Raw genomic sequence first — 12,456 nt, forward strand, 5'->3', positions numbered from 1 at the left:
ACCCGGGCGGCTTGCCGCCGCAAGGTGGCGCTCCCGGTGCGAGGGGAAAATCGGCGGCCAGCGCCCAAGATTCTGGATCACACGAGCCCGCCCATGTCCGACGTCATGTCCCGCCCCGCAGCCAAGACCCTGCTCCTCAATTCCAGCGACAACGTCGCCGTGGCGCTCACCAATCTCGACGTGGGCACCGAGACGCAGCAGGGCGTCACGACGGCCAAGCGTGTGCCCAAGGGCCACAAGTTCACGGTGCGCGCTGTCGCGGCCGGCGAGCCCATCGTCAAGTTCGGGCAGATCATCGGCTTTGCCAAGGACAACATCCCGCCGGGCGAGTGGGTGCACGAGCACAACGTCACCATCGGCGAGGACCACGGCGCGTTCGAGCGCGACTATGCCTTCGGCGAGGGCGTGGTGCCGGTCAACTTCTTCCCCGAGGCCGAGCAGGCGACGTTCGAGGGCTTCCGGCGCGCCAACGGGCAGGTGGGCACGCGCAACTATGTCGGCATCCTCACCTCGGTGAACTGCTCGACCACCGTCGCCGGCTTCATCGCCCGCGAGATCGAGCGCTCGGGCATCCTCGACGACTACCCCAATATCGATGGCATCGTGGCGCTGAAGCAGGCCAATGGCTGCGTCATCGACTATCGCGGTGTGATCTTCGACACGCTCAAGAAGACCACCTGGGGCTATGCGACCAATCCCAACATGGGCGGCGTGGTAATGGTCGGGCTGGGCTGCGAGGGCTTCCAGATTCCGCGTCTCAAGGAGGCCTACGGGGTCACCGAGAACGAGACGTTCCGCACCATGACCATCCAGGAAGTGGGCGGCACCAGGAAGACCGTCGAGGCAGGCGTCGAGGCAGTGAAGGCGATGCTCCCCATCGTCAACCAGTCGCGGCGCACGACGCAGCCGGCGTCGGAACTGATGCTGGCGCTGCAGTGCGGCGGCTCGGACGGCTATTCGGGCATCACCGCCAATCCGGCGCTGGGCGTTGCGGCGGATATCCTCGTGCGTCACGGCGGCACGGCGATCCTCTCGGAAACGCCGGAGATCTACGGCGCCGAGCACCTGCTGACGCGGCGCGCCAAGACGCGCGAGGTCGGAGAGAAGCTGATCGACATCATCCACTGGTGGGAAGACTACGCCGAGCGCAACAACATGGAGATGAACAACAACCCATCTCCAGGCAACAAGCTCGGCGGTCTTACGACAATTCTCGAAAAATCCCTCGGCGCCGCGGCCAAGGGCGGGACGACTCCGCTCAACGCGGTGTATCACTACGCCGATCCGGTGACGGAGAAGGGCTTCGTGTTCATGGATACGCCCGGCTATGACCCGGTATCCGCAACCGGCCAGGTGGCCGGCGGCGCGAACGTCCTCTGCTTCACGACGGGTCGCGGCTCGGCCTATGGCTGCAAGCCGACCCCGTCGATCAAGATCGCCACGAACTCGGACATCTATCACAAGATGATCGACGACATGGACATCAACGGCGGCGAGGTCATCGAGGGTGGCTCGCTCGAGGCTAAGGGGCAGGAGATCTTCGACGAGATCCTCGCCGTCTCCTCCGGCAAGAAGACCAAGTCGGAACTGCTCGGCTACGGCGACAACGAGTTCGTGCCCTGGAACATCGGGGCGACGTTCTGATGCGCCGCTCCGTCCACGTGGTCATCACGGGACGGGTGCAGGGGGTTGGATTTCGCGCATTCGTCGTCAGCGAGGCCGAGGCGCTCGGCCTTGACGGCTGGGTGCGCAACCGTCGTGACGGCACGGTAGAGGCTGTGTTCGCAGGCGACGAGCAGGACATCCAGCACATGCTGATGGAGCTGAATGCGGGCCCGCCGGCGGCGGCCGTCACCGACGTGCGCACCGGCCCCTATGAAGGGCCGATGCCGACAGGGTTCAGCGCGTTGCCGACGGCCTAGTCCCAAGGATTTGACTTTTCCGGCAGGGGCCCCATATTGCCCATATGTCTTGCTTCGCGACCACCATTGGTATGGCACCGCGCCGGGGTATCCCGGCCGCAGGCATATAGCCCCATGACTCGCGCCTAGGCGCCGCCGGGTCTGGGGCTATCCCGGGTCCGCAGCGGAAGCGCCGCGGGGGTCAACAAGGCGCCAAATCACACACAGACACTTCTCCGAGCTGTCGCGGCCTATCGGCCCGTCGCAGCTCGCATTCGAAAGGAAACTGAATCATGTCGTCGCTACGTCGCAACGACCTCAAGCCCAGGATCGTCCTCACCGAGGACGACCACCGCGTGCTCAGCGCCCTGGCGCTGACCGGCACCGAGGCGGCCGACGACCTTCTCGATGAGGTCGAGCGGGCTCGCGTCGTTCCGGCCGCCAAGCTCGCCCCGAGCGTGGTGAAGATGGGCTCGACCGTCACCTATCGCCCGGACAATGGCGCCGAGCGCACCGTTCAGCTCGTCCTGCCGGCCGATGCAGACATCGCGCAGGGCAAGATCTCGGTGCTGACCCCGATCGGCACCGCGCTTATCGGCCTCGCCGTCGACCAGTCGATCACGTGGGAGGCCCGCGGTGGCCAGAAGCACGTGCTGACCGTGGTGTCCGTGGAGGGCTGACGCCCCCGACATCCGGGAGACCCTGATGGCCGGGCTTACCCGGCCATCCAGCTGCCGCGCATCGGCGCGGCCTCACGACACGCGGCAGACGCCGCGGGCGTGGATCACCGGGACCAGCCCAGTGACAACGAACGCCGAGCCGCATCTGCGGCTCTACCGCCGCCTACGGCCGCGTCGCGCCGTTCACCGCCACATAGATGCTGTGCAGGCTCTGCGTGCCGCAGATGAACAGGCGGTTGCGGCGGGGGCCGCCGAACTCGACATTGGCCACAGTATCGGGCGTCAGGATCTTGCCGAGCAGAGTGCCGGACGGGTTGAAGCAGTGGACGCCGTCGCCAGCCGAGGTCCAGACATTGCCGCGGTCGTCGAGGCGGAAGCCGTCGGGCAGGCCGGTGTCGGTCTCGCAGAAGACGCGGCCGTTGCTGACAGTGTTGTCGGCATTCACGTCGAAGACGCGGATGTGGCGCGGCAGGTTGGCGCCATGGCTGTAGGCGCTGTCGGCGACATAGAGCAGCTTCTCGTCGGGCGAGAAGGCGATGCCGTTGGGGCGGACGAAGTCGTCGACGACGACCTTCAGGTCGCCCGTCGCGGGATCGAGGCAGAAGACGTAGCAGCCATCCTGCTCGAACTCGCCCTTGTAACCCTCGTAATCGGACAGGATGCCGTAGCCGGGATCGGTGAACCACACCGTGCCGTCCGACTTCACCACCAGATCGTTGGGCGCGTTGAGCTTCCTGCCGCGATAGCTGTCGGCGAGGACGGTGATCGAGCCGTCGATCTCGGTGCGGACCACATTGCGGCCGCCATGCGAGCATGAGACGAGCCGGCCCTCGCGGTCGCGGGTATTGCCGTTGAGGTAGTTGGCGTTGTGCCGGAACACCGAGGCGCCGCCATCGGGCGTCCAGCGCATCAGGCGGTTGTTCGGGATATCGGACCAGATAAGCTGGTTGGCATCGGCGAACCAGCACGGGCCCTCGGCCCAGCGGCAGTCCGAATACAGTGTCTCGAGCTTGGCACTGCCCTGAATCAGGTGCCCGAATTCCTTTTCGTGGTGCTGGTAGATGCCGGCCATATGCCCCTCCCTGGTATCGTTTGGCGCGCATCCAATCGGAAGATTCGGAGCCCGGCAAGGCTACTTGCGTTATGCCAGATCGAGGCGCAGACCTTTATGGCTCAAGGAGATTTCCAATGCCGATCACCGACGCGCTGAAAAGGCACCTGAAGGACAGTTCGGTTCTGAGGGCGGCGGCCTATATCGGCGGGCGCTGGCTCGAGTCGGCCGAGAACGGCACGAGTTTCGAGGTGACCAACCCGTCGACCCGTGAGGTGCTGGCGGTGTTGCCCAATTGCGGGGTCGCCGAAGCCCGGCTTGCCATCGACGCGGCCCGTTCGGCGCAGGCGGAATGGGCGACGAAGACCGGCAAGGCGCGCGCCGCGGTGCTGCGCCGGATCTACGACCTGATGGTCGCCAATGCCGATGACCTTGCCGCGATCATGACGGCGGAGCAGGGCAAGCCGGTCGCCGAGGCGCGGGGCGAAGTGCTGTACGGCGCGAGCTATGTCGAGTGGTTCGGCGAGGAAGCCAAGCGCGTCTACGGCGACACGATCCCCGGCCACCAGGAAGACAAGCGCATCATCGTCATCAAGCAGCCGATCGGCGTCGTCGCGACGATCACGCCGTGGAACTTTCCCAACGCCATGCTGGCCCGCAAGATGGCCCCGGCGCTAGCAGCAGGGTGTGCCGTGGTGTCGAAGCCCGCGGGTGAGACGCCGCTCTCGGCCATCGCGCTGGCGGTGCTGTGCGAGCGGGCGGGATTGCCGGCCGGGCTCTTCAACCTCCTGCCCTCGACCCATGCCGCCGACATCGGTCAGGAGTTCTGCGCCAACCCCACCGTGCGCAAGCTGAGCTTCACCGGCTCGACCGAAGTCGGCCGCATCCTGATGCGGCAGGGAGCGGACAAGATCATGCGGCTCAGCCTCGAGCTCGGCGGCAATGCGCCGTTCATCGTCTTCGACGATGCCGACCTCGATGCGGCGGTCGAGGGCGCGATGATCTCGAAGTATCGCAACAACGGCCAGACCTGCGTGTGCGCCAACCGCATCTATGTGCAGGCCGGGGTCTACGACGCGTTTGCCGCCAAGCTGACGCGAGCGGTCGAGAAGCTCCGGGTGGGCGACGGGTTCGAGGAGGGGGTCACGACAGGACCGCTGATCGACGAGAAGGCGGTCGAAAAGGTCGAGCGGCACCTCACCGATGCGCTGCGCAAGGGCGGGCGGCTGCTGACCGGCGGCAAGCGCAAGCAGGGGCTGTTCTTCGAGCCGACCGTCGTCGCCGATGCGACCGAAGAGATGGTGCTGTCGCGCGAGGAGACGTTCGGTCCCCTGGCGCCGCTGTTCCGGTTCGAGACGGAGGAGGATGTCATCCGGCTCGCCAACGCCACCGAGTTCGGGCTCGCCTCCTATTTCTACGCGCGCGACCTGAGCCGCGTGTTCAAGGTGGCGGAGGCGCTGGACTACGGCATGGTGGGCATCAACACGGGGCTCATCTCCACCGAGGTCGCGCCCTTCGGCGGCATCAAGCAATCCGGCCACGGGCGGGAAGGCAGCAAGTACGGCATCGAGGACTATCTCGACATCAAGTATCTGTGCCTGAGCGTTTGAGGGCGGGGCATTTCCCGCACCATTGCCTAGGCCAGTCTGATCAACCCGGCCGCCGTAGGCCGAAACCCGCAGGCCGTGTAGAAACCGTCGAGATGCGGCTCGTAGTCGACATGCAGCCATTCGGCGCCGCGCTCGCGTGCGGCGTCGGCGACGTGGCGGATCAGTTCGCGGGCGATGCCGCGGCGCTGGTAGGCGACATCCACGGTCGGATCGAGCAGGAAGGCGTGCCCGCCGCCGTCCCAGGCGACATTGACGTAGCCCACCAGCCGGTCGCCGTCATAGGCGCAGGCATGGACGATGCTGCGCGGCAGCATCCTGCCGAGGTCCCCGGTCCAGGGCTCGCCCCAGGCCGGCCCCCAGATCTGCGCAAGCTCGGCGTCGGTCGGAAACGGATCGAGCCGGTATATGATCTCAGTGGTGGCCATGGTCGTGCTGCTCGTCGCCGGCCAGGCCCTTTATGATGGGGCAGTCCGGCCGATGATCGCCGTCGCAGGCTTCCGCCAGATGGGAGAGGGTAGTGCGCATCTCGCCGAGCAGGCGGATTTTCTCGTCGAGGTCCGAGATGTGCGTCTGCGCCAGCGCCTTCACGTCGGCGCTCGAGCGCTGCGTGTCGCCCCAGAGCCGCAGCAGGTCGCGGATCTGCTCGATGGAGAAGCCGAGGTCGCGGGCGCGGCGGATGAAGCCGAGCCGGTGGATGTCGTGATGGCCGTAGTCGCGATAGTTGCTGTCGCGCCGGTCGGCACTGGGGATGAGGCCGATCGATTCGTAGTGACGGATCATCTTTGCGGATACGCCGGTCAGGCGGGCCGCCTCGCCAATCTGCATGAGAGCTCCCATCTAGAGACAGTGCTTGACCTTACCATGATGGGAAGGTGCAGAACAGGCCCCAACAGGATAGGAGCCGAACATGGACACGCACGCTCATCACCACGGCCATTCCGAGGGCGCGGTCATCCGCGACCCGGTTTGCGGCATGACGGTCGACCTGGCGAAGACGCCGCATCGCACCGCCCATGAAGGGCGGGAGATCGGCTTCTGCAGCGGCGGCTGCAAGGCGAAGTTCGAGGCGGAACCGGCGAAATACCTCAAGGCGACCGACCCCGTCTGCGGCATGCAGGTGGATCGCGCGACGGCGCGGCACATGCTCAAGCATGAGGGGACGCGCTACTATTTCTGTTCCGAAGGCTGCCAGAAGAGTTTCGAGGCCGATCCGGGCAAGTACCTGAACCAGAAGCCGTTCGTGCTGCCGGGCATTGCCCCCGCAGGGCACGACCATGGCGCGCCGTCGGTCGATCCCGCCAGCGTGCCCAAGGGTACGCAGTGGACCTGTCCGATGCATCCCGAGATCGTCAAGGACGGTCCGGGCGACTGCCCGATCTGCGGCATGGCGCTCGAGCCCATGGTCGCCTCGCTCGACGATGGCCCGAACCCCGAGCTGGTGGATTTCACCCGCCGCATGTGGGTCAGCGCGGCGCTGTCCGTGCCGATCCTTGTCATCGCAATGGGCGGGATGGTCGGGCTGCCGGTGCGGGAGTGGCTGGGCGAGCCCCTCGCCAGCTGGCTCGAGCTGGTGCTGGCAACGCCGGTCGTGGTGTGGGCGGCGTGGCCGTTCTTCCGGCGCTTCTGGAATTCGCTGGTCAATCGCTCGCCCAACATGTGGACGCTGATCGGGCTCGGGGTCGGCGCGGCCTACCTGTTCTCGGTGGTGGCAGTGCTGTTCCCGCAGATCTTCCCGATGAGCATGACGCATATGGGCGGCATGCCGCCGGTCTATTTCGAGGCAGCTGCGGTCATCGTCACGCTGGTGTTCGTCGGGCAGGTGCTCGAGCTCAAGGCGCGCGACGCCACCGGCAAGGCGATCCGGGCCCTGCTGAACCTCGCCCCCAGGACGGCGCTGCGCGTCTCTGAGGGCGATGACATCGAGGTTCCGATCGAGGAGGTGAAGCCGGGCGACTGGCTGCGCGTCCGGCCCGGAGAGTCCGTGCCGGTCGATGGCAAGGTGGTCGAGGGCCAGAGTTTCGTCGACGAGTCGATGCTCACCGGCGAGCCGGTGCCGGTCGAAAAGCTGAAGGGCGAGCCGGTCACCGGCGGGACGATCAACGGCGAGGGCAGCTTCGTCATGGAGGCGTTGCGCGTCGGCGCCGACACGCGGCTCAGCCAGATTGTCGAACTCGTCGGCAAGGCGCAGCGCAGCCGCGCACCCATCCAGGCGCTCGCCGACAGGGTGGCGAACTGGTTCGTCCCGCTGGTCGTGGTCATTGCCATCGCCGCCTTCTTCGGCTGGCTGATCTGGGGACCGGGGCTGGGCGAGGCGACTGTTGCCGCCATTTCGGTGCTGATCATCGCGTGTCCGTGTGCGCTGGGTCTCGCGACGCCAATCTCGATCATGGTGGCGACGGGGCGCGGGGCGCATGCCGGGGTGCTGGTGAAGGACGCCAAGGCGCTCGAAGGCTTCGCGCGGGTCGATACGCTGATCGTCGACAAGACCGGCACGCTCACCGCGGGCAAGCCGGTCCTGGGCCAGGTGATCCCGGTGCAGGGCGTCGACGAAGGGTTCGTGCTCGCGGTTGCGGCCGCGCTCGAGAAGCATTCCGAGCATCCGATCGCCTATGCCATCGTCAACGGTGCGAAAGAGAGGGGCGCGCGCGTCTACGAGGCGACCGAGTTCACCTCGCTGACGGGACGCGGCATCAAGGGCAATGTCGGTGGCAAGGCGACGTTCATGGGCAATGTCCGGCTGCTCCGGGAGCAGGGGATCGCGGTGGACGACAAGCTGGCAGCGCTCGTCGAACAGCAGGCTGCGGCGGGCCGGACGGCCATCCTCGTCGCGCATGACGGCGCCCCGATCGGCGTCGTCACCGTGGCCGATCCGATCAAGGCGGAGGCCAGGCCGGCTATCGCCGCGCTGCGCGCGGATGGGGTCGCCGTGGTCATGGCCACCGGCGATGCCAAGGGTACGGCGGAAGCCGTCGGACAGGAGCTCGGGCTCAGCGATGTGCGCGCCGGCATGACGCCGGAGGACAAGCACACGCTCATCGAGCAGCTGAAGTCCGAGGGGCACGCGGTGGCGTTTGCCGGCGACGGCATCAATGATGCACCGGCGCTGGCCGCCGCCGATGTCGGCGTCGCCATGGGCACGGGCGCCGACGTGGCGATCGAAAGCGCGGGCATCACGCTGCTCAAGGGCGACCTCGCCGGCATCGTGAAGGCGCGGAAGCTCGCCCATGCGACACTCGACAACATCAAGCTGAACCTGCTCTTCGCCTTTGGCTACAACGCGCTCGGCATCCCGATCGCGGCGGGGCTGCTCTATCCGTTCACCGGCTGGCTGCTGTCGCCGATGATCGCCGCGGCCGCGATGGCGCTGAGTTCGGTCAGCGTTATCGTCAACGCGCTGCGACTCAATGCGGTGAAGCTCTAGGCCCCGCCTGCAAGAGCCGGTGGCGGACGGTTCGAACCGTCCGCCGTCCTCGCGACTATTCGCCAGCCAGCTCCGCCGATGGAGTGTCGGCCCGCTTCTTGGGGAAGTTCTGCGCCCACCACGCTGCCCAGCGTTGCTCCAGTGCGCTGAAGGCCGCGTCAGAGAGGCCAAAGGTCGTCAGCACGGCCGTGCCGCCGCCATCGGGGGCGCGGTTCGGCGGCGGCTGATCGGTGATCACCATCAGCCCATCGCCCCAGCCCTCGACGCTCATCCCGACCTGATGCCCGGAGCGGTGCCAGACCTGGCCGGACGCCCTCGCCCCGACAGGCAGATCGAAAGACACTGCGCTCCCCACCGGGGCAGTCATCAGGCCGTCCAACCCCAGCGCTTCCACCGGCAGGTCGCCCGCATTGCCAGGGCGATTGCCGGAGAAGAACAGCGTCCGGCGTTTCGCGCCGGGATGTCGCTCGATGAGGAAGCGCAACTGATGGAAGAAGGTGGTCCAGCCCTCCCAGGTATCCTCGTAGAAGGCGTTCCACTCGCCATCATCGACCGCGCTGGAGCGCACCACGCGCAGGACAGTCCCGCCGGAAGCGGGCCTGAGCTCGATCCGGTCGGCCATCCCCTCGTGTTCCTCGATGGCGACCACCTTGCTGGCCTCGTCCGCCGTCGCGTGGTCGAAGAAGATGAACTGGATTTCGTCGCGCAGCGTATCGGCGTCCCAGCCGAACCAGTTGAGCATCTGCTCGGGGTCGCGCAGTGTCGACCACACCGTCTCGATCGGTGCCGCAATGGTCATCTCGACGATGACGCGATCCTGCTTGTCAGCCATCTCCAGCTCCCTCAGTTGATCCCTGCTGTTGTCTTGCCCTTGATCGCGGGGTGCCCGCCGATCAGCAGCCGGTAGCGGCGGCCACCCTCGGGCGGTGCGAATTCTCCCGCGAGCTCTGCCACCATCGCAGTCAACCGTTCCGTGAATGCCTCGACGTCCCGTGGCGCCGCGAAGCCGATGTCGGCCTCGATGGTGAAGGTGATCAGTCGCGTGCCTTCCTCGGCAGCCGCGGCCTGCATCCGTGTCACCTCGCGCACCGTTTCGGCCGACCGTGCCACCAGGTGCTCGGCGGCGAAGCGATCCTGCTTCTCGGTCGCCGGCGGCGCCCCGAGGATGGCCGGGTCGACGACGAATGAGCCGGCCCTGGCGACGAACAGCCGTTCGGTGAACCCGCGCCGCTGCCGCTCGCCGGCAGGCGTCACCAGCCCGGCCTTCTCCAGCGCGTGCAGGTGGTAGCCGACCTTCTGGCGCGGCAGTGCCAGAGCCGCGGCGAGCGTTGCCGCTGACGCGGGCTCGCGCAGAAGCGCCAGCATGCGCAGTCGCAGCGGCGTCATCGCCTGCCGCGCCTTTTCTGCATCTTCGATCAGGGTTGGGGCCGTGTTCTCCATGCGTCATCGCTAGTATAGACAAATTATTTTGTCAATTCTGGACGTCGCAATCCGTCCGCAACCGCACGGGCGCAGTTGACGCGCGCCACCGACGCATGTTGCCTTGAGTTCCGGACTACGCCAGCAGAGCGGGCCGGGCGGGACGAGGGGCCGGGGGGACAGTCGCCAATGGCGCTGGCATTGCGCTTCACGCGCGTCATCGACGAACTGAGCCGCTTGGTCGGCCTCCTCGCCATCTGGCTGGTGCTGTTCTCGGCGCTGGTCTCGGCGTTCAACGCCATCTTCCGCTATTCGGTCAGCGGCATGATCTGGCTCGAGCGCACCTATGGTGGCGGCGTGTTCGGCGGCATGGTCTCGCTCTACACCGAGTACTCGAACGTCCTCAGCGAATCCGTCTGGTACATGTTCGGCGGCATGGTGATGCTGGGGGGCGCGTGGACGCTGAAGCTCAACGAGCATGTGCGCGTCGATCTGCTCTACGGCGCCATTTCCGAGCGCGCCCGCACCTGGATCGACCTCCTCGGTGGGCTGTTCTTTCTCATGCCGCTCTGCATCCTCCTCATCTGGTTCACCTGGCCCTGGTTCGTGCAGGCGTGGACGCAGAACATCATGTCCAATGCGGCCGGGGGCCTGCCGCGCTGGCCGGTGCGGCTGATGCTGCCCGTCGGCTTCGGCGTGCTGATGCTGCAGGGCATAGCCGAGATCATCAAATGCATCGCGGCGCTCACCACGGACTATGTCCGTGAGTTCGCCTACGAGAAGCCGCTGCAATGATCGACGTGATCCGCGAAAACATGGCGCCGATCATGTTCGGCGGGCTGGTGATGTTTCTCATCATCGGCTATCCGGCCGCCTTCTCGCTCGCTGCCATCGGCCTCTTCTCCGGGTTGGTCGCCATCGAGCTCGGGCTCATCGCGCCCAACTTCCTCGGCAACCTCACCTTCCAGCTCTATGGCGTGCTCAGCAACGAGCTGCTGCTCGCCATCCCGTTCTTCACCTTCATGGGGGTGATCCTCGAGAAATCCGGCCTTGCGGAGGACCTGCTCGAAGGCTTCGGCCAGCTGTTCGGCGGCATCCGCGGCGGGCTGAGCTACGCGGTGATCATTGTCGGCGCCATCCTCGGCGCCATCACCGGCACGGTCGCCGCCTCGGTCATCGCCATGGGGCTGATCTCGCTGCCGGTAATGATGCGCTATGGCTACAACGTGCGCCACGCCACCGGCGTCATCGCCGCCTCGGGCACCATCACCCAGCTGATCCCGCCCTCGCTGGTGCTGATCGTCCTCGCCGACCAGCTGCAGCGCTCGCCCGGCGAAATGTATATCGGAGCCACCGGCGCCTCGATCGTCCAGGTCCTGCTCTTCATGGGCTGGGTGTTCATCCTCTCGATCATCCGGCCGCAGGATGTGCCGGCGCTGCCGCCCGAGGCGCGCACGCTGCGCGGCTGGCCGCTGTGGAAGAAGATCATCCGCGGCACGGTGCCGAGCCTCGCGCTGATCTTCATCGTGCTCGGCACCATCCTTCTCGGCCTCGTCACTCCCACCGAAGCCGGCGCGATGGGCGTCGTCGGCGCCATCCTCCTCGCCTGGTTCAACGGCCGGCTGAGCTGGGAGCTGATGTGGGCGGGCATGAACTCGACCATGCGGCTCACCGCCATGGTGGTGTTCATCCTGCTCGGCGCCCGCGTCTTCAGCCTCGTCTTCCAGGGCGTCGGCGGCGGGCACTGGATCGAGCACATGCTCTCTCATCTGCCGGGCGGCGTCGTCGGCTTCCTGATCTTCGTCAACATCTTCATCTTCGTGTTGGCGTTCTTCCTCGATTTCTTCGAGATCGCCTTCATCGTCATCCCGCTGCTGGCGCCCGTCGCCGAAGCCATGGGCATCAACCTCGTGTGGTTCGGGGTGATGATCTGCGCCAACATGCAGACCAGCTTCATGCACCCGCCCTTCGGCTTCGCATTGTTCTACCTGCGCGGCATCGTGCCCCGCGACAAGGTGAAGACGCGCGACATCTACATGGGCGCGATCCCCTGGCTGGTGCTGCAGCTGATCCTCGTCGGCATCCTCATCGCCTTCCCGGAACTGGTGACGTTCTTCCTCGACAAGACCCCCGAGGTCGATCTCGACACCGTGCAGATCGTCCTGCCGCCCGCTGGCGGCGGTGCGACGCCTCTAGTGTTCGAGGCCCCGCCGCCGCCATCGTTCGGCACGCCGGCACCGACGTACGAAGCGCCGCCGCCGCCGAGCTTCAACTAGGGAGGTCCCGCCTCTTCCCCACCCTGGTCGCCAAAGGAAAAGGGCTCGGCGAACCGAGCCCCTCCACCGTCTGACGGCGGTCCCCCTCCCCCGCCAGC

At 66.6% G+C, this 12,456-nt stretch carries 12 protein-coding genes; 7 read left to right on the forward strand and 5 right to left on the reverse strand.

Annotated elements, in window-relative coordinates; genetic code table 11:
* Positions 1-93 precede the first annotated feature (93 nt).
* From PRN20_RS14480 to rnk, 3 genes are all read left to right on the forward strand, one after another.
* Entirely contained in the window at positions 94-1,644 is a 1,551-nt protein-coding gene (locus tag PRN20_RS14480; protein ID WP_273958211.1) for a UxaA family hydrolase, read from the forward strand.
* The gene (locus PRN20_RS14485) at positions 1,644-1,922 is read left to right on the forward strand and encodes an acylphosphatase (RefSeq protein WP_273958212.1); all 279 of its coding nucleotides are present in this window, start codon (positions 1,644-1,646) and stop codon (positions 1,920-1,922) included. Before PRN20_RS14480 ends, PRN20_RS14485 begins: the two co-directional genes overlap by 1 nt.
* Positions 1,923-2,194: 272 nt before the next feature.
* Positions 2,195-2,581: a nucleoside diphosphate kinase regulator gene (gene rnk, locus PRN20_RS14490; RefSeq protein WP_273958213.1), complete on the forward strand. Its 387-nt coding sequence runs from the start codon at positions 2,195-2,197 to the stop codon at positions 2,579-2,581.
* Between the two features lie 163 nt (positions 2,582-2,744).
* On the opposite strand, the gene PRN20_RS14495 is transcribed toward rnk, so the two are convergent.
* Entirely contained in the window at positions 2,745-3,653 is a 909-nt protein-coding gene (locus PRN20_RS14495) for an SMP-30/gluconolactonase/LRE family protein (protein WP_273958215.1), read from the reverse strand.
* A 116-nt stretch (positions 3,654-3,769) separates the two neighbouring features.
* Here PRN20_RS14495 and PRN20_RS14500 point away from each other — a divergent pair, with 116 nt between their 5' ends.
* Positions 3,770-5,242, forward strand: coding sequence for an NAD-dependent succinate-semialdehyde dehydrogenase (locus tag PRN20_RS14500; RefSeq protein ID WP_273958216.1), 1,473 nt, complete (start codon positions 3,770-3,772; stop codon positions 5,240-5,242).
* Between the two features lie 26 nt (positions 5,243-5,268).
* On the opposite strand, the gene PRN20_RS14505 is transcribed toward PRN20_RS14500, so the two are convergent.
* Together PRN20_RS14505 and cueR are read right to left on the reverse strand one after the other, a co-directional pair.
* Positions 5,269-5,667, reverse strand: coding sequence for a GNAT family N-acetyltransferase (locus PRN20_RS14505; protein ID WP_273958217.1), 399 nt, complete (start codon positions 5,665-5,667; stop codon positions 5,269-5,271).
* Positions 5,654-6,067: a Cu(I)-responsive transcriptional regulator gene (gene cueR / locus PRN20_RS14510; RefSeq protein WP_273958219.1), complete on the reverse strand. Its 414-nt coding sequence runs from the start codon at positions 6,065-6,067 to the stop codon at positions 5,654-5,656. Before cueR ends, PRN20_RS14505 begins: the two co-directional genes overlap by 14 nt.
* A gap of 82 nt (positions 6,068-6,149) precedes the next feature.
* Here cueR and PRN20_RS14515 point away from each other — a divergent pair, with 82 nt between their 5' ends.
* Positions 6,150-8,663 (forward strand): heavy metal translocating P-type ATPase, encoded by a 2,514-nt coding sequence (locus PRN20_RS14515; RefSeq protein ID WP_273958220.1) that lies wholly within the window; start codon positions 6,150-6,152, stop codon positions 8,661-8,663.
* Between the two features lie 55 nt (positions 8,664-8,718).
* Here PRN20_RS14515 and PRN20_RS14520 read toward each other — a convergent pair whose 3' ends face one another.
* Together PRN20_RS14520 and PRN20_RS14525 are read right to left on the reverse strand one after the other, a co-directional pair.
* Positions 8,719-9,495 carry an SRPBCC family protein gene (locus tag PRN20_RS14520; RefSeq protein ID WP_273958221.1) on the reverse strand — a complete coding sequence of 259 codons (777 nt, stop codon included), beginning with the start codon at positions 9,493-9,495 and terminating at the stop codon, positions 8,719-8,721.
* Positions 9,496-9,506: 11 nt separating this feature from the next.
* Entirely contained in the window at positions 9,507-10,103 is a 597-nt protein-coding gene (locus PRN20_RS14525) for a helix-turn-helix domain-containing protein (RefSeq protein ID WP_273958222.1), read from the reverse strand.
* Between the two features lie 168 nt (positions 10,104-10,271).
* On the opposite strand from PRN20_RS14525, the gene PRN20_RS14530 reads away from it, so the two are divergent.
* Positions 10,272-10,877, forward strand: coding sequence for a TRAP transporter small permease subunit (locus PRN20_RS14530; protein WP_273958224.1), 606 nt, complete (start codon positions 10,272-10,274; stop codon positions 10,875-10,877).
* On the forward strand, positions 10,874-12,358 hold the full coding sequence (locus PRN20_RS14535; RefSeq protein WP_273958225.1) for a TRAP transporter large permease: 1,485 nt from the start codon (positions 10,874-10,876) through the stop codon (positions 12,356-12,358). Before PRN20_RS14530 ends, PRN20_RS14535 begins: the two co-directional genes overlap by 4 nt.
* Positions 12,359-12,456 lie beyond the last annotated feature (98 nt).

Source organism: Devosia sp. ZB163 (assembly GCF_028613635.1).
In the GTDB taxonomy this organism is placed as follows: Bacteria; Pseudomonadota; Alphaproteobacteria; order Rhizobiales; family Devosiaceae; genus Devosia_A.